The sequence below is a fragment of the Leclercia sp. G3L genome (genome assembly GCF_021117075.1).
GTDB lineage: Bacteria > Pseudomonadota > Gammaproteobacteria > Enterobacterales > Enterobacteriaceae > Enterobacter > Enterobacter adecarboxylatus_C.
Genome location: NZ_CP088265.1, coordinates 2648479 through 2670817, shown reverse-complemented (window position 1 = coordinate 2670817; position 22339 = coordinate 2648479). Strand labels below are relative to the sequence as shown.

Annotated in this window: 18 protein-coding genes; 5 read left to right on the top strand and 13 right to left on the bottom strand. The window is 58.9% G+C overall.

The genetic code is table 11. From position 1 onward, the window contains the following. Window positions 1-107 precede the first annotated feature (107 nt). Window positions 108-2744, bottom strand: a complete 2637-nt coding sequence (gene gyrA, locus LRS40_RS14140; protein ID WP_142486523.1) for a DNA topoisomerase (ATP-hydrolyzing) subunit A — start codon at window positions 2742-2744, stop codon at window positions 108-110. A 132-nt stretch (window positions 2745-2876) separates the two neighbouring features. On the opposite strand from gyrA, the gene ubiG reads away from it, so the two are divergent. The 4 genes from ubiG to yfaE all read left to right on the top strand — a co-directional run bounded on the left by ubiG (window position 2877) and on the right by yfaE (window position 7691). Continuing rightward, entirely contained in the window at window positions 2877-3605 is a 729-nt protein-coding gene (ubiG, locus tag LRS40_RS14135) for a bifunctional 2-polyprenyl-6-hydroxyphenol methylase/3-demethylubiquinol 3-O-methyltransferase UbiG (RefSeq protein ID WP_156264271.1), read from the top strand. 334 nt (window positions 3606-3939) lie between these two features. Further along, window positions 3940-6225 carry a class 1a ribonucleoside-diphosphate reductase subunit alpha gene (gene nrdA, locus LRS40_RS14130; RefSeq protein ID WP_231311851.1) on the top strand — a complete coding sequence of 762 codons (2286 nt, stop codon included), beginning with the start codon at window positions 3940-3942 and terminating at the stop codon, window positions 6223-6225. An 81-nt stretch (window positions 6226-6306) separates the two neighbouring features. Continuing rightward, on the top strand, window positions 6307-7437 hold the full coding sequence (gene nrdB, locus LRS40_RS14125; RefSeq protein WP_142486526.1) for a class Ia ribonucleoside-diphosphate reductase subunit beta: 1131 nt from the start codon (window positions 6307-6309) through the stop codon (window positions 7435-7437). Continuing rightward, entirely contained in the window at window positions 7437-7691 is a 255-nt protein-coding gene (gene yfaE, locus LRS40_RS14120; RefSeq protein WP_142486527.1) for a class I ribonucleotide reductase maintenance protein YfaE, read from the top strand. Before nrdB ends, yfaE begins: the two co-directional genes overlap by 1 nt. Before the next feature lie 5 nt (window positions 7692-7696). On the opposite strand, the gene yfaU is transcribed toward yfaE, so the two are convergent. The 6 genes from yfaU to LRS40_RS14090 form a co-directional block, all read right to left on the bottom strand. Continuing rightward, window positions 7697-8497: a 2-keto-3-deoxy-L-rhamnonate aldolase gene (yfaU, locus tag LRS40_RS14115; RefSeq protein ID WP_231311850.1), complete on the bottom strand. Its 801-nt coding sequence runs from the start codon at window positions 8495-8497 to the stop codon at window positions 7697-7699. Window positions 8498-8512: 15 nt separating this feature from the next. Then, a complete protein-coding gene (locus LRS40_RS14110) occupies window positions 8513-9802 on the bottom strand; it encodes an MFS transporter (protein ID WP_231311849.1) in 1290 nt (429 codons plus the stop codon). A 50-nt stretch (window positions 9803-9852) separates the two neighbouring features. Further along, a complete protein-coding gene (gene rhmD, locus LRS40_RS14105) occupies window positions 9853-11058 on the bottom strand; it encodes an L-rhamnonate dehydratase (RefSeq protein ID WP_231311848.1) in 1206 nt (401 codons plus the stop codon). A 13-nt stretch (window positions 11059-11071) separates the two neighbouring features. Continuing rightward, window positions 11072-11851, bottom strand: a complete 780-nt coding sequence (locus LRS40_RS14100; RefSeq protein ID WP_231311847.1) for an IclR family transcriptional regulator — start codon at window positions 11849-11851, stop codon at window positions 11072-11074. Window positions 11852-12050: 199 nt separating this feature from the next. Beyond that, window positions 12051-13250 (bottom strand): nicotinamide mononucleotide deamidase-related protein YfaY, encoded by a 1200-nt coding sequence (locus LRS40_RS14095; protein WP_142486532.1) that lies wholly within the window; start codon window positions 13248-13250, stop codon window positions 12051-12053. A 93-nt stretch (window positions 13251-13343) separates the two neighbouring features. Further along, window positions 13344-13886, bottom strand: coding sequence for a YfaZ family outer membrane protein (locus tag LRS40_RS14090; RefSeq protein ID WP_142486533.1), 543 nt, complete (start codon window positions 13884-13886; stop codon window positions 13344-13346). 270 nt (window positions 13887-14156) lie between these two features. Between LRS40_RS14090 and LRS40_RS14085 the strand changes: the two genes are divergently transcribed. Further along, on the top strand, window positions 14157-15605 hold the full coding sequence (locus LRS40_RS14085) for a catalase (protein ID WP_231311846.1): 1449 nt from the start codon (window positions 14157-14159) through the stop codon (window positions 15603-15605). A 41-nt stretch (window positions 15606-15646) separates the two neighbouring features. Here LRS40_RS14085 and LRS40_RS14080 read toward each other — a convergent pair whose 3' ends face one another. The 6 genes from LRS40_RS14080 to menD form a co-directional block, all read right to left on the bottom strand. Further along, window positions 15647-16579 (bottom strand): Rpn family recombination-promoting nuclease/putative transposase, encoded by a 933-nt coding sequence (locus LRS40_RS14080; RefSeq protein ID WP_156264278.1) that lies wholly within the window; start codon window positions 16577-16579, stop codon window positions 15647-15649. A 93-nt stretch (window positions 16580-16672) separates the two neighbouring features. Beyond that, window positions 16673-18040: an o-succinylbenzoate--CoA ligase gene (menE, locus tag LRS40_RS14075; protein ID WP_231311845.1), complete on the bottom strand. Its 1368-nt coding sequence runs from the start codon at window positions 18038-18040 to the stop codon at window positions 16673-16675. Continuing rightward, window positions 18037-19002, bottom strand: coding sequence for an o-succinylbenzoate synthase (gene menC / locus LRS40_RS14070; protein ID WP_231311844.1), 966 nt, complete (start codon window positions 19000-19002; stop codon window positions 18037-18039). The genes menE and menC overlap by 4 nt, the downstream gene beginning before the upstream one ends. Next, entirely contained in the window at window positions 19002-19859 is an 858-nt protein-coding gene (menB, locus tag LRS40_RS14065; RefSeq protein ID WP_231311843.1) for a 1,4-dihydroxy-2-naphthoyl-CoA synthase, read from the bottom strand. Before menB ends, menC begins: the two co-directional genes overlap by 1 nt. After that, on the bottom strand, window positions 19856-20632 hold the full coding sequence (gene menH / locus LRS40_RS14060) for a 2-succinyl-6-hydroxy-2,4-cyclohexadiene-1-carboxylate synthase (protein ID WP_231311842.1): 777 nt from the start codon (window positions 20630-20632) through the stop codon (window positions 19856-19858). The genes menB and menH overlap by 4 nt, the downstream gene beginning before the upstream one ends. Then, window positions 20629-22299 carry a 2-succinyl-5-enolpyruvyl-6-hydroxy-3-cyclohexene-1-carboxylic-acid synthase gene (menD, locus tag LRS40_RS14055; protein ID WP_231311841.1) on the bottom strand — a complete coding sequence of 557 codons (1671 nt, stop codon included), beginning with the start codon at window positions 22297-22299 and terminating at the stop codon, window positions 20629-20631. The genes menH and menD overlap by 4 nt, the downstream gene beginning before the upstream one ends. Between the last annotated feature and the right edge of the window lie 40 nt (window positions 22300-22339).

Here is a 22339-nt window from a genome sequence, read left to right as displayed (position 1 = left end):
GCTTAAGGTAGCGGTAAACGGGCGCGGTCGCAATGTTCGGTTGTCTGCAATTGCGTGTAGCTGCAAAAGAAAAGGGCCGGAGACCGGCCCTTTATCGTCAGGAGACATTACTCTTCAGCGTCATCCGCTACATCGTCGTCGGTGTCGGCTTCGGGTGCGATCTCATCATCACCTTCCGCTACGCTGCCGTCGATAGAGTCGAGCTCTTCGTCATCCACCGGCTCAGCAACGCGCTGCAGACCCACCACGTTTTCATCTTCCGCGGTACGGATGAGGATCACGCCCTGGGTGTTACGGCCCACCACGCTGATCTCTGACACGCGGGTACGCACCAGCGTACCGGCATCGGTGATCATCATGATCTGGTCGGTATCATCAACCTGCACCGCACCAACAACGGAGCCGTTACGCTCGGTCACTTTGATCGAGATAACGCCCTGCGTGCCGCGGGACTTGGTTGGATACTCGTCCTGGGCAGTACGTTTACCGTAGCCATTCTGCGTAACGGTCAGGATCGCTCCCTCGCCGCGCGGAACAATCAGGGAGACGACGCTGTCTTCGCCCGCCAGTTTGATGCCGCGCACGCCGGTCGCGGTACGACCCATGGCGCGCACTGCGCTCTCTTTGAAGCGCACGACTTTACCGGCGGCAGAGAACAGCATCACTTCGTCGGAACCGGAGGTCAGATCCACACCAATCAGTTCGTCGCCTTCGTTCAGGTTGACGGCAATAATGCCGGCAGAACGCGGACGGCTGAATTCGGTCAGGGCGGTCTTCTTCACCGTGCCGCTGGCGGTCGCCATAAACACGTTCACGCCTTCCGCGTACTCGCGAACCGGCAGAATAGCGGTGATACGCTCGTTCTGCTCCAGCGGCAGCAGGTTGACGATTGGACGTCCACGCGCGCCACGGCTCGCTTCCGGCAGCTGATAAACCTTCATCCAGTACAGACGACCCCGGCTGGAGAAGCAGAGGATGGTGTCGTGGGTGTTGGCCACCAGCAGGCGGTCAATAAAGTCTTCTTCTTTAATACGTGCCGCTGATTTGCCTTTACCGCCACGACGCTGTGCTTCGTAGTCGGTTAACGGCTGGTACTTCACGTAGCCCTGGTGAGACAGGGTCACAACAACGTCTTCCTGGTTGATCAGGTCTTCGATGTTGATATCAGCACTGTTCGCCGTAATTTCGGTGCGACGCTCATCGCCGAACTGATCGCGGACCAGCTCCAGCTCTTCACGGATCACTTCCATCAGACGATCGGCGCTGCCCAGGATATGCAGCAGTTCAGCAATCTGTGCCAGCAGCTCTTTGTACTCGTCGAGCAGTTTTTCGTGCTCAAGGCCGGTCAGTTTCTGCAGACGCAGATCCAGAATCGCCTGAGCCTGCTGCTCGGTCAGCCAGTATTTGCCATCGCGAATACCGTACTGCGGCTCCAGCCACTCAGGACGCGCGGCGTCGTCACCGGCACGTTCCAGCATGGAAGAGACGTTGCCCAGATCCCACGGCTGCGCGATCAGGCCCGCTTTCGCTTCGGCAGGGGTTGGTGCACGACGAATCAGCTCGATGATCGGATCGATGTTCGCCAGCGCAACCGCCAGCGCTTCAAGGATGTGCGCGCGATCGCGGGCTTTACGCAGTTCGAAAATGGTACGACGGGTCACCACTTCACGGCGGTGACGCACGAACGCGCTCAGAATGTCTTTCAGGTTCATGATCTTCGGCTGACCATGGTGCAGCGCAACCATGTTGATGCCGAAGGAGACCTGAAGCTGAGTCAGGGAGTACAGGTTGTTAAGAACCACTTCCCCTACCGCGTCACGTTTGATCTCAATCACGATGCGCATGCCGTCTTTGTCAGACTCATCACGCAGCGCGCTGATCCCTTCAATACGTTTCTCTTTAACCAGCTCGGCAACCTTCTCGATCAGGCGCGCTTTGTTCACCTGATACGGAATTTCGTGGACGATAATAGTCTCACGGCCGGTTTTCGCGTCGGCTTCGACTTCGGCGCGGGCACGAATATAGATCTTGCCGCGACCGGTACGGTACGCTTCTTCAATACCGCGACGGCCATTAATGATGGCGGCGGTCGGGAAGTCCGGGCCCGGGATGTGTTCCATCAGCCCTTCAACGCTGATCTCTTCATCGTCAATATAGGCCAGACAGCCGTTGATCACTTCCGTGATGTTGTGCGGTGGAATGTTGGTGGCCATACCTACGGCGATACCGGAAGAACCGTTTACCAGCAGGTTAGGGATCTTGGTTGGCATCACATCAGGAATGCGCTCGGTGCCGTCGTAGTTATCGACGAAATCAACGGTTTCTTTTTCCAGATCGGCCATCAGCTCATGGGCGATTTTCGACATACGGATTTCCGTATAACGCATCGCCGCGGCGGAGTCGCCGTCGACAGAACCGAAGTTACCCTGACCATCAACCAGCATGTAACGCAGTGAGAATGGCTGTGCCATACGGACGATGGTGTCATAAACTGCAGTATCACCATGGGGGTGATATTTACCGATTACGTCACCAACGACACGGGCTGATTTTTTGTAGGCTTTATTCCAGTCATTGCCCAATACGTTCATGGCGTATAGTACGCGACGGTGTACCGGCTTAAGTCCATCGCGGACATCCGGCAGCGCACGGCCAACAATGACCGACATCGCATAATCCAGATAGGAGCTCTTCAGCTCTTCCTCGATGTTAACCGGTGTAATTTCTCTCGCAAGGTCGCTCATCTAACCGCTATCCCTCTACTGTATCCCGGATTCAAAGGTCGGAAATTATAACACACCCGCTCAGGTTTAAACTAATTTGCTTTGTTATCCTGATATACTTCCTCGTCTTTAAATTACGGAGTAAAAGCGTCCATGAATGCGGAAAAATCCCCGGTGGCTCCCAACGTTGACCATGAAGAGATCGCTAAATTCGAAGCCGTCGCCTCGCGCTGGTGGGATCTTGAAGGTGAGTTCAAACCCCTGCACCGCATTAACCCCCTGCGTCTGGGCTATATCGCGGAGCGTTCCGGCGGCCTGTTCGGTAAAAAGGTGCTCGATGTGGGCTGCGGCGGCGGCATTCTCGCCGAGAGCATGGCGCGCGAAGGCGCCACGGTGACCGGACTGGATATGGGCTTCGAGCCGCTGCAGGTGGCGCGACTGCATGCGCTGGAAAGCGGCATTCAGGTAGAGTATGTGCAGGAAACGGTTGAGGAGCACGCCGCAAAGCATGCCCATCAGTATGACGTCGTCACCTGCATGGAGATGCTGGAGCACGTTCCCGACCCGCAATCGGTAGTCAAAGCCTGTGCGGCGCTGGTGAAGCCGGGCGGTCAGGTGTTCTTCTCCACTATCAACCGCAACGGTAAGGCGTGGCTGATGGCGGTGGTCGGCGCGGAGTACGTGCTGCGGATGGTGCCAAAAGGTACGCATGACGTGAAAAAATTCATCAAACCGGCCGAATTACTGAGCTGGGTTGACGGCACGTGGCTGAAAGAGCAGCACATGACCGGTCTGCATTACAATCCTCTGACCGACAAGTTCAAACTGGCGCCGGGCGTGGACGTGAACTACATGCTCCATACCACCGCAAAAAAAGACTAAGAATATCCACTCTTTTTCTAACGAATGCGCAACCCCCCGTTGCGCATTTTTGACCACCCGTTGAAGAAATCAGCAGTCGATCAAATTTTCATTTTTTTTTCTAAATTATTGACATCACGTCCAGGCCTTACGGTACGAGGACTTACGCTTTTTTACGCTTTGACAACCTCAATTTAACCTCAAAATCAACTCTTGTACTGAAAAGAATCCTTACTAGAATACTCACCATCTTGCGTTATGCTTAATGCGAAACCCCTATATATAGTATTTATCCACAACAACCTGTGGATAAACGGGGGATATTTCTTTTTTTCACGGACAGGTAAAAACCCACATGAATCAGAGTCTGCTGGTGACAAAGCGCGACGGTGCTACCGAGCGTATCAATCTGGACAAAATCCATCGTGTTCTCGACTGGGCAGCAGAAGGACTGAACAACGTATCTATCTCCCAGGTTGAACTGCGCTCCCACATCCAGTTCTACGACGGCATCAAGACCTCTGATATCCACGAAACCATCATCAAAGCGGCAGCGGATCTCATCTCCCGCGAAGCACCGGATTATCAGTACCTCGCTGCCCGTCTGGCCATTTTCCACCTGCGTAAAAAAGCCTACGGCCAGTTTGAGCCGCCAGCGCTGTTCGATCATGTGGTGAAGATGGTTGAGCTGGGCAAATACGACACGCATCTGCTGGAAGACTACACGGAAGAAGAGTTCAAGCAGATGGACGGGTTTATCGATCACTGGCGTGATATGAACTTCTCCTACGCCGCGGTAAAACAGCTGGAAGGTAAATACCTGGTCCAGAACCGTGTGACCGGCGAAATCTACGAGAGCGCCCAGTTCCTCTACATTCTGGTCGCCGCCTGCCTGTTCTCTAACTACCCGCGTGCAACCCGTCTGGAATACGTGAAGCGTTTCTACGACGCGGTCTCCACGTTCAAGATTTCTCTGCCTACGCCAATTATGTCCGGCGTGCGCACCCCAACCCGCCAGTTCAGCTCCTGTGTGCTGATCGAGTGCGGCGACAGCCTGGACTCCATTAACGCCACCTCCAGCGCCATCGTGAAATACGTTTCCCAGCGCGCCGGTATCGGCATCAACGCCGGTCGCATTCGCGCGCTGGGCAGCCCAATTCGCGGCGGTGAAGCGTTCCACACCGGCTGTATTCCGTTCTACAAATACTTCCAGACCGCGGTGAAATCCTGCTCTCAGGGCGGCGTGCGCGGTGGTGCAGCGACCCTGTTCTATCCGATGTGGCACCTGGAAGTTGAAAGCCTGCTGGTACTGAAAAACAACCGTGGCGTGGAAGGAAACCGCGTGCGTCACATGGACTACGGCGTTCAGATCAACAAGCTGATGTACACCCGTCTGCTGAAAGGCGGCGACATCACCCTGTTCAGCCCATCCGACGTTCCGGGCCTGTATGACGCCTTCTTTGCCGATCAGGATGAGTTTGAGCGCCTGTACGTTCAATACGAAAACGACGACAGCATCCGCAAGCAGCGCGTGAAGGCGGTTGAGCTGTTCTCGCTGATGATGCAGGAGCGTGCCTCCACTGGCCGTATCTACATCCAGAACGTTGACCACTGCAACACCCACAGCCCGTTCGATCCGGTCGTTGCCCCAGTGCGCCAGTCCAACCTGTGCCTGGAGATCGCCCTGCCGACCAAACCGCTGGAAGATGTGAACGACGAAAACGGCGAGATCGCCCTCTGTACGCTCTCCGCGTTCAACCTGGGTGCGATTAACAGCCTCGACGAGCTGGAAGAGCTGGCGGTGCTGGCGGTACGTGCCCTGGATGCGCTGCTGGATTATCAGGATTACCCAATCCCGGCGGCAAAACGCGGTGCAATGGGTCGTCGTACCCTCGGCATTGGCGTGATCAACTATGCCTACTGGCTGGCGAAAAACGGCAAGCGTTATTCCGACGGCAGCGCCAACAACCTGACGCACCAGACCTTCGAAGCCATTCAGTATTACCTGCTGAAGGCTTCCAACGATCTGGCTATCGAACAGGGTGCCTGCCCGTGGTTCAACGAAACCACCTACGCCAAAGGCATTCTGCCGATCGACACCTATAAGAAAGACCTGGACGCGATCGCCAACGAGCCGCTGCACCTGGACTGGGAAGCGCTCCGTGAGTCCATTAAAACCCACGGCCTGCGTAACTCCACGCTCTCTGCCCTGATGCCGTCCGAGACCTCCTCGCAGATCTCCAACGCCACCAACGGCATCGAGCCGCCGCGCGGCCACGTGAGCATCAAAGCCTCGAAAGACGGGATCCTGCGTCAGGTGGTGCCGGACTACGAGCTGCTGAAAAACAACTACGAGCTGCTGTGGGAAATGCCAAATAACGACGGCTACCTGCAGCTGGTGGGCATCATGCAGAAGTTTATCGACCAGTCGATCTCTGCGAACACCAACTACGATCCGTCACGCTTCCCGTCCGGGAAAGTGCCGATGCAGCAGCTGCTGAAAGACCTGCTTACCGCCTATAAATTCGGCGTGAAGACCCTGTACTATCAAAACACCCGTGACGGTGCGGAAGATGCGCAGGACGATCTGGCCCCGTCCATTCAGGATGATGGCTGCGAAAGCGGCGCATGTAAGATTTAATGTAAATGCCGGGTGGCGCTACGCTTACCCGGCCTACGATTTTGTTTGCCCGACCTACAAAATCTCTCACAGGACACACTCATGGCATACACCACCTTTTCACAGACGAAAAACGACCAGCTCAAAGAGCCGATGTTCTTCGGCCAGCCGGTCAACGTGGCACGCTACGATCAGCAAAAATATGACATCTTCGAAAAGCTGATTGAAAAGCAACTCTCCTTCTTCTGGCGTCCGGAAGAAGTTGACGTTTCCCGCGACCGCATCGACTTCCAGGCCCTGCCGGAACATGAAAAGCACATCTTCCTCAGCAACCTGAAGTATCAGACGCTGCTGGACTCCATCCAGGGTCGTAGCCCGAACGTGGCGCTGCTGCCGCTGATCTCTATCCCTGAGCTGGAAACCTGGGTCGAGACCTGGGCGTTCTCCGAGACGATCCACTCCCGCTCCTACACCCATATCATCCGTAATATCGTCAACGATCCGGCGATTGTGTTCGATGATATCGTTACCAACGATCAGATCCTGAAGCGCGCGCAGGGTATTGCCCACTTCTATGACGACCTGATCGAGATGACCAGCTACTGGCATCTGCTGGGTGAAGGCACCCACACCGTGAACGGTAAAACCGTCACCGTGAACCTGCGTGAGCTGAAGAAAAAGCTCTACCTGTGCCTGATGAGCGTTAACGCCCTGGAAGCGATCCGCTTCTACGTCAGCTTCGCCTGCTCCTTCGCCTTCGCGGAACGCGAGCTGATGGAAGGCAACGCCAAAATCATCCGTCTGATCGCCCGTGATGAAGCCCTGCACCTGACCGGCACCCAGCATATGCTGAACCTGTTGCGCAGCGGCGTGGACGATCCGGAGATGGCCGAGGTTGCTGAAGAGTGCAAGCAGGAGAGCTATGACCTGTTTGTCCAGGCGGCACAGCAGGAAAAAGAGTGGGCGGAATACCTGTTCCAGGGCGGCTCCATGATTGGCCTGAACAAAGATATTCTCTGCCAGTACGTGGAGTACATCACCAACATCCGCATGCAGGCTGTGGGCCTCGACCTGCCGTTCCAGACCCGCTCCAACCCAATCCCGTGGATCAACACCTGGCTGGTGTCCGATAACGTTCAGGTGGCACCGCAGGAAGTGGAAGTCAGCTCCTACCTGGTCGGTCAGATTGACTCCGAAGTCAACACCGACGATTTGAGCGACTTCCAGCTCTGATGAGCCGCGTGACGCTTCGTCTTACTGGCACAGAACTCCTGTGCCAGGAAGAACACCCTTCCCTGCTCGTTGCGCTGGAATCCCACCAGATTGAGGTCGAATACCAGTGTCGTGAAGGCTACTGCGGCTCCTGCCGCTGCCGCCTGGTGACCGGTCAGGTCGACTGGATCACCGAACCGCTGGCCTTCATCAACGAAGGGGAAATTTTGCCCTGCTGCTGCCGGGCAAAAGGTGATATCGAAATCGAAATGTAACCCGGTCAGTAGCTGCTTTTACTGGCCCGGGCGCTGCCGGATCTGAACAGCGCCAGCCGCTCGTCCAGCGCTCCGGTATAGAGCATGGTATCGACCCCGACGGCAACAAAGTTCGCCCCCCACGCCAGACAACGCGTCGCCATCTCAGGCTCCACCGCCAGGAAGCCCGCGGCTTTACCCGCGTGTCGGATCCGGCGGATCGCCTGCTCGATAATGGCCTGCACCTGCGGATGACCGGCGTTGTCGGGATAGCCCAGCGAAGCCGACAGATCGGCCGGACCGATAAACACCCCGTCAATTCCTTCAACTTCCAGAATCGCATCCAGATTATCCAGTGCGGTTTTGCTCTCCACCTGAATAAGCAGGCACAGCTCGTCGTTGGCCCGGGCCATGTAGTTCTCCACCCGTCCCCAGCGCGCAGCCCGCGCCACGCCGGCCCCCACGCCGCGTACGCCCAGCGGCGGATAGCGCGTAGCGGAGACGATCTCCCGGGCCTGTTCGGCGCTGTCGACCATTGGGATCAGCAGCGTCCTGGCCCCAATATCCAGCACCTGTTTGATCAGGCTGCGGTCACCGTCAACCGGGCGTATCACCGGCTGGCTGGCATAAGGGGCAATCGCCTGCAGCTGGTGGTAGAGATCCTGCACCGTGTTGGGCGCATGCTCCCCGTCGATTAACAGCCAGTCGTAGCCAGAGGTCGCCGCGATCTCCGCCATATAAGATGAGGTGGAGCTCAGCCACAGCCCGATCTGCGTTTCACCGTTACGCAGAGCCTGCTTAAAGGGGTTGGAAAGAACGTTTTGCATAATAACTCCCTGATATTAATGATGTACGCGATCGGCCTGCGGCACGCTGCGGGTCACGCCCAGCACCAGAATCGCCAGTGCGCCGAGGATCGCAATCCCGGCCAGCGCCAGCAGCCCGGCTGCATCGCTGCCAAATACGGTCTGGGCTTTCACCCGGATAAGCGGAGCGAGAAAACCACCCACTGCGCCAAACAGATTGACGAAGCCAATCCCCGCCGCCAGCGCGGTGCCGGAGAGCAGCTGCGTCGGCATGGTCCAGAAGACCGGCTGCACGGCGATAAACCCGACCGCAGCCACGCACAGCGCCACCATCGCAAGCCACGGCGATACCAGCCCTGAGACGCCCACTCCAATACCGGCGGCCAGCAAAGTCAGCGTGGCGATGTTGCGCCGCTCGCCGGTGCGGTCGGAGTAGCGCGGGATGAGCCAGGTGCCAAACAGCGCCGCAACCCACGGAATAGCGGTCACCACCGAGGCGGTGAAGCCCACTTTGGTGCCGAGCAGGGCCGCCACCTGGGTCGGCAGGAAGAAGATCAGCCCGTAGACGGCGATCTGGATAGTCATGTAAATAAACGCCAGCTGCCAGACCCGACCGTTGCGCAGGGCATCGCTCAGCCGGGACGTGGCCTTGCTCTGTTCCTCCCCCGCCAGCTGATTAATCAGCACCTGCTTCTCCTGAGCAGTGAGGAACCGCGCCTGCTGCGGGGTATCGTCCAGCCAGAAGAAGGTAAAGACCCCTGCCCCCACGGCAATCAGCCCTTCGATAATAAACATCCAGAACCAGCCGGGATGGCCCATAAAGCCGTGCATTTCCAGCAGCGCCCCGGAGAGCGGCGATCCGAGCGACAACGCCAGCGGCGCGCCCATGTAAAACAGCCCCATGATGCTGGCGCGGTTGCGCTGGGGGAACCACTGGGAGGTGAGGTAGATCATGCCGGGGAAGAAGCCTGCCTCCGCTGCCCCCAGCAGGGTGCGGATCAGCAGAAACTTACTTTCCGTGTCGGCCCACGCCATCGCCGCGGAGAGGAACCCCCACAGCAGCGTGGTGGTGCCAATCCATGTCCGTGCGCCAAACTTGCGCATCAGCAGGTTAGCGGGCACCCCCAGCAGGGCGTAAACCACAAAGAAGATCCCGGCGCCCAGGGCATAGGCTTCGTTACTGAGCCCGGTATCAATCTGGTAGCTCTCTTTGGCGAAGCCGATATTAGAGCGATCCAGAAATGCCAGCACGTAGAGCGCCAGCATGAACGGGATCAGGCGGGCGCGGTTTTTCCTGACCACGCTGTCGAGCAGAGTCATACTCATGGACAATCCTCAGTAAAAGGTGACGCCACGCCGAAGCGCGGCGCGACGGATTAGTGGCTGTAAGGACGCTTCAGGGCACAATCGCGGTTCAGCTCGACGCCGAAGCCGGGTTTATCCAGCACCGATTTGTGGATGCGGCCATTCACCGGCACCGGTTCATCAAGCAGGATCGGATCAAACTGCGGACGCAGCGTCGCGCAGTCCGGGCTGGTCATCAGGAACTCGCTGAACGGCGTGTTGGTGAAAGTGATCACCGCATGGTGGGAGTAAACCGACGAGCCGTGCGGCACCACCAGCTGTCCCCGCGCTTTAGCGATAGCGGCGATCTCCACCAGGGTGGTTAAGCCGCCGCACCAGCCAACGTCCGGCTGCATGATATCGATCCCGGTTTCGGAGAGCGTGCGGAAGGATTGCAGGGTGCCGTGGTGCTCGCCGCTGGTCACCATCATTCCCGGCGGGGCATTGCGCTTCAGTTCGCGATAGCCTTCGTACTGCTGCGGCGGGAGGCACTCCTCAATCCACTTCAGGTTATAGGGCGCGCAGGCGTGGGCCAGTCTGGTGGCGTAATTCACGTCCTGGCTCATCCAGCAGTCGAGCATCAGCCAGAAGTCCGGACCGCATTTCTCGCGGTACTCCGCCACCATTGCCGCGTCCTGGCGGATCCCGGCGTCGCCATCGTGCGGCCCCCGGTGGGTCGGCATTTTGCCGCCGATAAAGCCCATCTCTTTCGCCAGGTCCGGCCGCGTGCCGGTAGCATAAAAGCGGATCTCATCCCGTACCGCACCGCCGAGCAGCTTGTAGACCGGCAAGCCGACCACCTTGCCGAACAGATCCCATAGCGCCAGGTCGATGCAGGAGATGGTGTTCAACACCAGCCCGCCGGATCCAGCGTAATACATGGTCGCCCCGAGCATCTGGTCGTGAATAAGCTTGATGTCGCTGACGCACTTGCCTTCAATAAAGCGGCTGAGGTGCTTCTCAACGATAAAGCAGCCCATCTCTCCGGCGGTGGAGACCGCAAAACCGGTCTGGCCGTTGTCGGCCTCCACTTCGACAACCAGCGTGCCGAGGACGTTAATGCCGAAGGACTGACGCGACTGTTCATACTGCGGATATTTACTCATTGGGGTGGCAATGTGGTCGTCGATCCAGTGGTTGGCCCCCTGGTCGTGATAATCACCACCGCCTGCGCCCTTCTCTGCCGTAGCGCCGCCGGTAAACCAGGCACGGATCTGTTTAATCTTCGGTAGGGTCATGATGTTCTCCATATTATAAGGCTTGATCGAAGGGGCTTTTCCAGCCCAGTAAACGGGAAATATCTTTCGCGCAGGCAATCGCTTTACCGGCCAGGTAATCGCGGTTGTCCTCGTTGATCTGCAGCCGGGTACCCACCACCGAGATTGCCGCGGTAAGGTCGTTGCTGGCGTTAAAGACCGGCGCCGCCACGCAGCGCACGTCGGGGTAGTCTTCCCCGTTGTCAAAGCTCCAGCCTCTGGCGCGAATGCGTGCCAGCTCGTCGCGCATCTGCCCGGCGCTGGTGATAGTGGTAGGGGTGACCCGCTCCCAGTCCAGGCTGGCAATAATGGCCTCCTGCACCCGCTCGGGCTGCCAGGCGAGCAGGCATTTGCCAATCCCCGAGCGGGAGAGCGACAGGCTTTTCCCCTCGTGGGAACGCACGCTGATGGTTGCGGGCGACTCGATTTTGAGGATGTAGTAAGCGCTGCCGTTATCGATAATGCCGAGATGGCACAGCAGGCCGCTCTCGTCCATCAGCTGCGTCAGGCGCGGGCGCGCCATCTCACACAGATCCATCCGGCTGACCGCATGGCCCGCCAGCTCCACCAGCCGGGTCCACAGGCAGTAGTTGTCCTGGCTGTCGAGGCTGAGAAAACGCTGTCTTCTCAGTTCACCCAGCAACAGATAGGCAGTGCTTTTCGGGATCCCCAGCGCGTCGATAATAGTCGCGGCGCTACAGGGCCCCAGACGGGCAATGGTGTCGAGAATATCGATGGCGCGGGTCAGCGCCGGTACTTTGGTTGATTCCAACATGCTGGACTCCAGTCCTGAATACTGGAATCAGTGTTGCGGCTGAGGGCGGGTTTATTTGTGAGCGAGTTCAAATCGCCGGAGGGTTCCAGCCAGCTGGACAAACAGCAGGATAAAATTGTGACGAACAGCGCAGAAAAAAACAGAGCGAGTACAACAGGTTGGACAACAACGCGCCGGACGGGAGCCCGGCGCGCAAAAATCACGGCAGGAACAGCGTCTCGACGACGTTGATCCAGCCATGTTCAGTGGCCACCGGCTTGCCGTTCAGCCAGCGACGCAGCATGTTAAGCGCCATCATCGCGCAGACCTCCTGACGGACTGCCAGGCTGTAGCGCGTTGTGCTCATCTTCACCCGCAGGGCGTGGGTGCCTTCCGGGGTAGCCAGGGCAAAGTTGAGATGATCTTCTTCCGCACCCGACACCGCTAACGCCAGACCGGCAAAATGTTTCACGCGCCGCTCGGCCACCCAGTGGGCAGTTTGCGCCAGGGTCTCCTCCTGGGAAGGCACCACCTCGCTTGCCAGCAGTGGAGCGCTTACCCGCGAGAGCTGTAACGCCAGCAGGCCACCGGTAAATTGCTCGCTCAGGGTCAGGCTCAGCTGGCGGGCCTGTAGATTGCGGGCGATTTGCGCCGGGAGTCCTTCGGTGCCTTCGAAGATCAGGTTCTCACCCGCCACGCGCTGCACCTCAGGCCACAGGGCCAGCATTGCGGCCTTCTCGGTGGCCGGGCCGGTTAATTTCAGTTCGATAATCGGCATGGAGGAGCGGTAGCCCATCGTCACGCCTGGCGGTAACACCAGATGATCGAGACTCTGCGCCAGGTCGCTCTCCGAGCGGCCAAAAGTGGTGAGTCGTAAACAGATCGGGGGTTCCGGTAAGGTAAAACGCTGCCGCAGACGCGGCAGGATCTCTTTTTCCACCATCACCTTAAATTCGGACGGAACGCCGGGGGTGAAGAACATCAGGCAGCGATTAAGCTGAACGGCAAAGCCGCAGGCGGTACCGACAGGGTTATCAACCAACTCCGCGCTGGCCGGAATTTCTGCCTGTTTGCGGTTGCTGGGAGCCATCACTTTGCCGCGATCGCTGAAGAAATGCTCCATATGGCTGAGCCACTCGGTATGCAGCACCAGCTCTTCGCCTTTCGCCGTGGCGGCGGCCAGCGCGCTCAGGTCATCGCTGGTGGGGCCGAGGCCCCCATTTACAATCAGCACATCCGCCTGTTCGCTACGTTCACGCAGGACGTTGACCAGCGACTCCAGCGAGTCGCCCACCGTGTTACGCCGCGTTAGGGGTAATCCTTGCTCAAAGAAAATATCCGCCAGCCAGGCCGCATTGGTATCAGTGATTTGTCCATACAGCACTTCATCGCCAGTGGACAGCATCTCCACGTTTATCATTGTGTTCTCCCGCATTTGTGGTGAAAACACTATAGCGCAATCGGCTGTGGGGGGAAGAGAGAAACAGGCGCGGCAGAACGCCGCGCCGGGAGATCAGAAGCCTGCGCTTACGCCCACGTACGGGCCATCAGCGACGGCGTTGTCGCGGTTGCCGTCTTTGCCCGCCAGGTTAAGGTAACGGTAGCCCGCTTCAATGGTGACAGGACGCATGATGGTCCAGCGCGCACCCGCGTTGGCCTCTTCGTAGCTATCGATACCGCTGGAGAGGGAGTCCGGAGAGTAGTAGTACTCGCCAAACAGACCAAAGCTGTTGCCAATTTTCCACTGCAGACCACCGCCTACCGCTGCCGCATAGCCTTCATCGCTGTCTTTCGGGTTGGTGTAGATGCCTTTACCGCCCACGGTGGCAAGGAACGGACCGAGAGGCACGTTCAGACCCAGACCGATGCTGGCCACGTCACCCTCATCGTCGTTATTGGTCCAGTTGCCGCTCGCGGCCAGACCCGACGTTTCGGTGCCAAAACCGACGCCAACGTTGGTGTAGTCCTCACCGGCCTGGCCGCTGATGGAAATTGCGTTCGCTGCCGCAGAAACGAACATCAGGCCGCCGAGGCCCAGTAATGCCACTTTTTTCATTGTCGTGATCCCGCACAATTATTTAGATAACTTCCAAAAACGCGTGATTTTAACGTGAGTCAGCCTGCGATCAACGCTGTGGTGAGATAATAAAAAAATAAGTTTGTAACGAGTTGATACTTACAGGATTTAACAATGTTAAATCCTGAGAAACAGGTTACGCCCGGTTACCTTGCGTCCGATCAATACCTGCCCTGACGCATTTCTTTAGATTAACTTTTGCTCAAAACGGAAATTTACCGACTAATACTCACACATCAGAGAGAAAATATGAGCAAGAAAGGTTTAACCACCGCATCCGGCTGCCCCGTTGTTCACAACAATAATGTTGCCACCGCGGGCCCACGCGGACCGATGCTGCTGCAGGATGTCTGGTTCCTGGAAAAACTGGCGCATTTCGACAGAGAGGTGATCCCGGAGCGTCGGATGCATGCCAAAGGCTCAGGCGCCTACGGCACCTTTACCGTTACCCGGGACATCACCGCCTTTACCCGTGCAAAGCTGTTCTCCGCTGTCGGTAAAAAAACCGATCTCTTTGTGCGCTTCTCCACCGTGGCCGGTGAACGCGGCGCCGCCGATGCGGAACGTGATATCCGCGGCTTCTCCATCAAGTTTTACACCGAGGAAGGTAACTGGGATCTGGTCGGCAATAATACCCCTATTTTCTATCTGCGCGATCCGCTGAAGTTCCCGGATCTTAACCACGTGGTGAAACGCGATCCGCGTACCAACCTGCGTAATCCGACTTACAAATGGGATTTCTTCTCTCAACTGCCGGAAACGCTGCACCAGCTGACCATTGACTTCAGCGATCGCGGCCTGCCGTGCTCCTATCGCACCATGCACGGCTTTGGCAGCCATGCGTTCAGCTTTATTAACCACAACAACGAACGCTTCTGGGTGAAATTCCACCTCAAGTCCCAGCAGGGTATTGCTAACCTGCAGGACGATGAAGCCAAACGCCTGGTTGCAGAAGATCGCGAGAGCTCACAGCGGGATCTGTTTACCTCTATTGAAAAAGGCAACTTCCCGCGCTGGACGTTTTACGTGCAGATCATGCCGGAAAGCGATGCCGCGAAGGTGCCTTACAATCCGTTCGATTTGACCAAAGTCTGGCCGCACGGCGACTATCCGCTGATGGAGGTGGGTGTGCTGGAGCTGAACCGTAACCCGGATAACTACTTTGCGGAAGTTGAGCAGGTGGCGATGTCGCCTGCTAACGTGGTGCCGGGGATTGGCTTCTCGCCGGATCGCATGCTGCAGGGGCGCCTCTTCTCCTACGGCGATGCCCACCGCTACCGTTTAGGGGTAAACCATCACCAGATCCCGGTAAACGCCCCGCGCTGCCCGTTCCATAACTACCATCGCGACGGCGCGATGCGCGTGGATGGCAACAGCGGCAACGGCGCCACCTATGAGCCAAACAGCTTTGGCGTGTTCCAGGAACAGCCGGACTTTAGCGAGCCACCATTGTCGCTTGAGGGTGCCGCAGACCACTGGAACCATCGTGAAGATGCCGACTATTTCAGCCAGCCGCGCAAGCTGTTTGAACTGCTGAGCCCGGACGAGCACCAGCGAATGTTTGAACGTATCGCCGGGGATATGCAGGATGTACCGGCGTTTATTCAGGCACGCCAGATTGCCCTGTTCAGTGAGGTTCATCCTGACTACGGAGCGGGTGTCCAGGCGGCACTGATGCGCTTAGCCGAAGAGAAGTAAAAACAGAACGGGAGCTCAGGCTCCCGTTTTTTATTGCATGACTAATGTCTGGCCTGCTCGACAATCTCGGGTGCCAGCCCGGTCAGTTGGGTGACGGTCTCGGGCGGCAGGCCCTTTTCCAGCATAGCCTTCGCGATGCGAAGCGCCTCCTGTTCAATGCCTTCCGCTCTGCCCTGACTTAACCCCTGACTTAATCCCTGAGCCATGCCCTCTTCCCGGAGAAATTGCGCAATATTCATTAACGTCTCCTTATGCTGATGATCCTTCGTCCTGTGTGCTAATGCCTGCAAAAACGCTGCAGGATCGGCGGTATGGCCGGCCTGAAGAAGATAGTTGAGCAACGTTTTAAGCTGGGCGTTGCCAGTGTATCCCAGCGCCAGGAGCCTGACCAGTTGCTCATGGAGTTCCAGCATGTCCCGCTGCCGGACATGCTTTTGCAGCAGTTCCAGCATCGCAATCCGCCGGTGTTGCATGATGCTTTCGTCGGGTAGACAGGTGATGTCAATCAGGGGAAAGGCCCCGGTGTAGAGCGATTCCGCCTGTTCAGGCACCTGAAAGCCATCAAGCCAGCGCAGCGACCATGGGTAAGGCGAGATCCGGCCATGATAAAACAGCATTGGGATCACCAGCGGTAGCTCCCGGTGCCCTTTGTCGAGATGCCGCTGCATGGCGGCAATCGCATAGCGCATCAGGCGAAAGGCCATGTGCCGATCCGGGGAGCTTTGATGCTCGATCAGCACATAAATATACCCGGCGCCGGAAGCGGTTTTCACGGACCAGAGGAGATCGGCGTAGCTGAGACGAAGATCCTCTTCGACAAAGCTGCCAGACTCCAGCCGCAACGACGACAAATCACAGAGTGCGCGTAATTTTTCAGGTAGGTGAATCGCTAAAAAATCACGCGCCGTCTCTGCCTGCGACAGAATATGACGAAACACCGCGTCATGCGGTGTGGGTGTTGATGGGCTGTGCATATTATCCCTTGCGTCAGTTCCTTTCGCCGGAAAATAGCACAGCGCGTGTTGCAGGTAAGCTTGTTGAGTTTCTTTCCCGAGCAGGCTCGCAAATCACCCTCTTAGCGACTGATGAACCCACTGTTGCAGGGCGCGTCGGGAGATCTTAATCCCGCCATTTTTGAGTTCAGCGGGAAGGACCAGCCAGTGCACCGGCTGCTGAAAGCGCGCCAGCTTATCAGCGACCCAGTGCGGCAGCTGCGCGATATCTGCCTCCGCTTCGCACTCGACGACCGCCACCGGCCTCTGACCAAACTCGGCATCATCGAGGGGAACCACATACACCTGGCTGACCTGAGGATGAGTGCCGATCACTCGCTCCAGTTCCTCGGGCTGGATCCCCTCTCCGCCGCTGAAAAACAGGTTATCCATGCGACCAAGGATCGTCAGGCGTCCGTCAACAATCTCACCGCGATCGCGGGTGGCGAACCAGCCCTGCGCGTTAGCGACGGTGACAAGCTGACCGTCACGCCAGTAGCCGCTGGCCATGCTGGCAGCCTTTAACCACACTTCACCCTCCACCAGCTTCACTTCCCGGCCCGGCAGCGGATAGCCGACATCCGCCAGGCCATCCGCCTCTTTGGCGCAGACCGTGGAGGCGAACTCCGTCAGGCCATACCCGCACCAGCTGCGAATGCCCCGGCTGGCAGCCCGCAGGGTTAACTCTCCGGGGATCGCCGCGCCGCCCAGCAGCACCGCTTTTAACGCCACCTCGTCTCCGCCGTTAAGCAGCCGCCAGAGCTGGGTCGGCACCAGCGAGGCGTGGGTGCACCCCTGGAGCATCTGTTCCAGGGGCTGTTTTTCGCAGACGGTCAGGCGGGCACCTGCCAGCAACCAGCGCCACAGGATCCCTTGCCCGGAGACATGGAACAGCGGCAGCGAGAGCAGCCAGTCGTCTTCTCCGGCATAGGGCAGAAGGGCCAGCACGCCTTCGGCGCTGGCAAGGTGGGCGGCACAGGTGTGCACGGCCGCTTTCGGCAGCCCCGTCGAGCCCGAGGTTAAGGTCATGGTCGCCAGCCGGTCCGGCTGCCACTCCGCGCCCGCACTCCCCTGCAGCGGCTCCAGCGACAGGGCTGAGAGGCCCGAATAACCGCCATCGCCGTTGAGTACCAGCGCAAAGCGCAGCGTCAGAGGCGGGAGCATGATCTTCAGTACGGACTGCGGCAGTTGCGGGTTCACCGGCAGGATCCGCGCCCCGCACTGGAGCAGCGCCAGCCACGCCAGCAGCGTGTCGGGATGATTATGCGCCTGCAGCATCACCCCGTCCCCTTCCCTTACCCCCTGCTGCACAAAGCCGCTCGCCAGGGCATCGGTACGTTGGCAGAGTTCGCGCCAGGTCAGGCATGCACCGTTAAGCCGCAGAGCCGGTTGTTCAGCTTTGCGCGCGCACCAGTGCCGCCACGGCCAGTCGGAAAAGATCATAGCAGCGGCTCCAGCGCCTCGCGTTCCAGACACGGCAAGGTGTTGCCCGGCCAGGGCCGCAGCAGTTGCGCCTGCATCAGGTTCAGGGTATCCAGGCCGGGAACGGTATCCGGCGTGAGCTGAGCAGCAATGCGCGCCAGCTGGGTCAGACCGAGGCTCGACTCAATCGACGAGCTGATCACCGCCGTCAGCCCGAGGGCGTGGGCCGCCGTCACCTGCTCACGCACCTTCGCGATGCTGCCGGTGAGCGTGGGTTTGATCACCACCGCCCGAACGCCCGGCTCGGCAACCCATTCGAAATCGTCCTCGCGCAGGCTTTCATCCCAGGCGATGGCAATCCCCGTCTCCCGGGCAAACGCCAGCGAGTCCGCGCGCGTTTTACAGGGTTCTTCCAGAAAGGCAATACGATCCCGGTAGGCCGGGTTAACGTACTTCGCAAACTGCTGCGCTTTCAGCGGAGTCCAGGCTCGGTTAGCATCGAGGCGCAGACGCAAATCCGGGATAGCCTCCAGCAGCAGATTCGCCACCATGCCGTCGCGCACCGCTTCATAGAGACCAACCTTGATCTTCGCCACTTTTTCGCCCGGCATGGCGGCCAGTACGGCAAAGAGTTCGTCAGGATCCCCGGTACAGAGCGGGGCCGCACGATAGTCGGCCTCTTCCGGCAGGGAGCCGTCGAGCTCCGCCAGCGCACAGCTGATGCCAAAATCCACCGCAGGCAGGCCGGGCAACAGAGGCGCTGCCCCTTCACGCCAGGCGATACTCCACGCCCGCAGCGAGGCTTCAGCCTCCTCCAGCGATTCGCGGCTGAAGCCCGGCAGGGGGGAAACTTCTCCCCACCCGTGCCGATCGCCCTGCTGCAGATGCACGAACAGACCCTCGCGGGTTTTTAACCGCCGTTCGCGCAGTACCACACCCGCGTCCATCGGTACCTGCCAGCGGTAGATCTGTACGCCGCGCATTACGGATTCCGTTTGTATTTACTGAAGTCCGGCTGGCGCTTCTCGTTAAAGGCGTTACGTCCTTCCTGACCCTCTTCGGTCATGTAGAACAGCATGGTGGCGTTACCCGCCAGCTCCTGCAGCCCCGCCTGCCCATCACAGTCGGCGTTCAGGGCCGCCTTCAGGCAGCGCAGCGCCATCGGGCTGTTTTGCAGCATTTCACGGCACCAGCGCACGGTCTCTTTTTCCAGATCGGCAACTGGCACCACGGTGTTAACCAGGCCCATGTCCAGCGCTTCCTGGGCGTTGTACTGACGGCACAGGAACCAGATCTCACGCGCTTTTTTCTGACCGACGATGCGGGCCATGTAGGATGCACCCCAGCCGCCGTCGAAGGAGCCCACTTTCGGGCCGGTCTGGCCGAAGATGGCGTTCTCTGCGGCAATCGTCAGGTCGCACATCATGTGCAGCACGTGGCCCCCGCCGATGGAGTAACCGGCAACCATCGCCACTACCGGTTTCGGACAGGTGCGGATCTGGCGCTGGAAGTCGAGCACGTTCAGGTGGTGTACGCCAGAGTCGTCCTGGTATCCGCCGTAGTCGCCGCGCACTTTCTGATCGCCACCGGCGCAGAAGGCTTTTTCACCCTCCCCGGTCAGAACAATCACGCCGATATTATCGTCATAACGCGCATCCGCCAGGGCATTGATCATCTCCTTGACGGTAACCGGACGAAACGCGTTACGCACCTCGGGACGGTTAATGGTGATTTTGGCGATCCCGTCCGCCGATTTATGGTAACGAATGTCGGTGTAGCCTTCGGAGCAGTCCTGCCATTCCACCGGTGCGTAGAGCATGTTTTCATCAGGGTAGATCATAGAGTGTCCTTTATGGATTGACGGAGTATCTGAGCCAGACGCTCAGCCACCGCACCGGGGTTTTCCCGATGGGCGTTATGTCCGGCTTGGGGTATTTGATGGCCGATCGCGGGAAGTTCCCGGGCAATCGCCCTGAACTTGTCATCCCGCTCGCCATACAGATAGAAAAAAGGGACCACGCACTCAGCGAGCGCAGCCCGTAAATCGGGTTGTTCGGCCAGGGACGTCGCCTGCAACATTGCGGCCAGCGTTGCGCCGTTATTGCGGCTGCGCAGGGCAACCAGCGCCTGACGCTGCGCTTCGGTTAACGAAGCAAATACCGGCTGTTGATACCAGTCGGCAAACACCGCCTCTAAGGGTTCATGGCGAAAACGCGCGGCCCAGTGGGCATCGGAGGCACGGCGGCTTGCGCGTTCATGGTCATCACGCAGCCCCGGATGCGCCCCCTCAACGATCAGCCCCTGCAACCCTTCCGGGCGCTGGCAGGCGTGATACATCGCAATGCGGCCGCCGAGGGAGTACCCTATCAGCCAGTAGTTAAGTATGTTGTAACTAATAAGGGTGCGATTCAGCAAACCGCTTACGTCCCTGAAATCACGCCCCGCAATATGCGCCGAGTCGCCGTGTCCCGGCAGATCGAGATACAGCCGGGGAAAATCGCCCAGCCCTTCTCCGGGCAGCTGCCATTCGCGGCGATCGCCGGAAAAGCCGTGCAGGAACACCAGCCAGGGTTTTCCTGCCGAGCCGGCGCAGTGCGTCCCCTGCAGGATCACAGGTGGCTTACCTGCGCCAGCAGGTTCTGCAGCATCTGCGCCCCGTCGCTGTCGTTAACCACTACTTCGATCAGCGTTGCGCGGGGTTTGCTCCACGCCGTATTCAGAGCGCTCTCCAGCTCCGTCCAGTTGGTCGGGCGCTGATAGTGGAGGCTGAACATCGCCGCCGCATGCTCAAACTGCACGTTTTGCGGCATCAGATAGAAGCGTTCACGCTCACTCTGGGGCGTCGGCAGCAGGGAGAAAATCTGTCCGCCGTTATTGTTGATCACCAGCAGGACAAAGGGTGCAGAGGCCTGGCGTAACAGCGCCAGCGCGTTGAGATCGTACAGCGCCGAGAGATCGCCAACGATCGCCAGCGTCGGGCGGGCGTTGGCGCGCTGGACCCCGGCAGCAGTGGAGATCAGCCCGTCAATGCCGCTGGCGCCGCGATTACTGAACACCGGATAACCTGCTGGCAGGCGGGAAAAGGCATCAATCAGACGTACCACCAGACTGTTGCCGACAAACAGCTGCCCCTGCTCGGGGAGATAGTGACGAATACGGTGCGCCAGCTGCGCCTCGCCAAATTCTTCACTATGCTGCGCCCCCAGCTCCCAGGCCTGACGGGAGAGTTCCGGGATCGCCGCGGCCCAGGGGGCGCGTTTTTCCGCCGGATGGAGTTCCAGCCAGTCGGCCACATTCGAGATCAGCCGACGACCGCGATGATGCGCCGGATCAAGCCGTCCTTCCCGTGGATCCACCAGCCAGTACTCTTCTGGTGTGCAGGTGGTTTGCCATTGCAGCAGTCGTTTACCCGTCAGGCTGCCGCCCAGCTGGACCACAATCTGCGCCTGCTCCAGTTCGGTCACGGCTTTCGCATTGCCCAGCCACAGATCGGCGCACGGCAGCGGCTGCCCGGTCTGGGAGAGCACGTCGCCAATCAGCGGCCAGCCCAGGGTTTGCGCCCACTCCGCCACCTTTTTCCCTTCCGCAGCGCTCATTCTGCCCGCGAGCACCACCCCGCGTTTTTGCCGCCAGAAGAACCAGTCGCGCTGTTTGGGGCTTGAAAGCTCTGCGGGAGCGCTCAGCCAGGGTTTATCGCTCTGCCACCAGTCGCCCAGCGCCTGCTGCCAGTCAAGATCGGTATCATCCATTTCGCCATACAGCGGCTCGGCAAAAGGACAGTTGATGTGCAGCGCGCCCGCACGCAGCGCACCCAGCGCGTTATCCACCGTCGACACCAGCCAGCGGGCGGGAATATCCCGGGTCGGACGCGGCAATGACAGCGTTTCCGTGGGATGAGAGGCAAAGATCCCCGGCTGGCGAATGGCCTGGTTTGCACCACAGTCGATCAGCTCCGGGGGACGATCCGCCGTCAGTAGCACCAGTTTTTCGCCGGTCAGCCCGGCTTCAATCAGCGCCGGATAGAGGTTCGCCACCGCGGTACCGGAGGTGACAATCACCGCCACCGGGGCGTTACTGGCTTTGGCCAGCCCCAGCGCCAGATGCCCGAGACCGCGCTCATCAAAATGGGTGTGATGAATAAAGGCGCGGTTTTCCGCAGCGGCCAGGGTCAGCGGCGTCGAACGCGAGCCGGGTGCGATGCAAATGTGCCTGACGCCATGGCGGGTCAGGGCTTCAAGGATCACCGCCGCCCAGCGCCGGTTAAAAGAACTCACTGACATGGAATTGTCCGGTATCAATATTGCGACTTAGTATAAATAA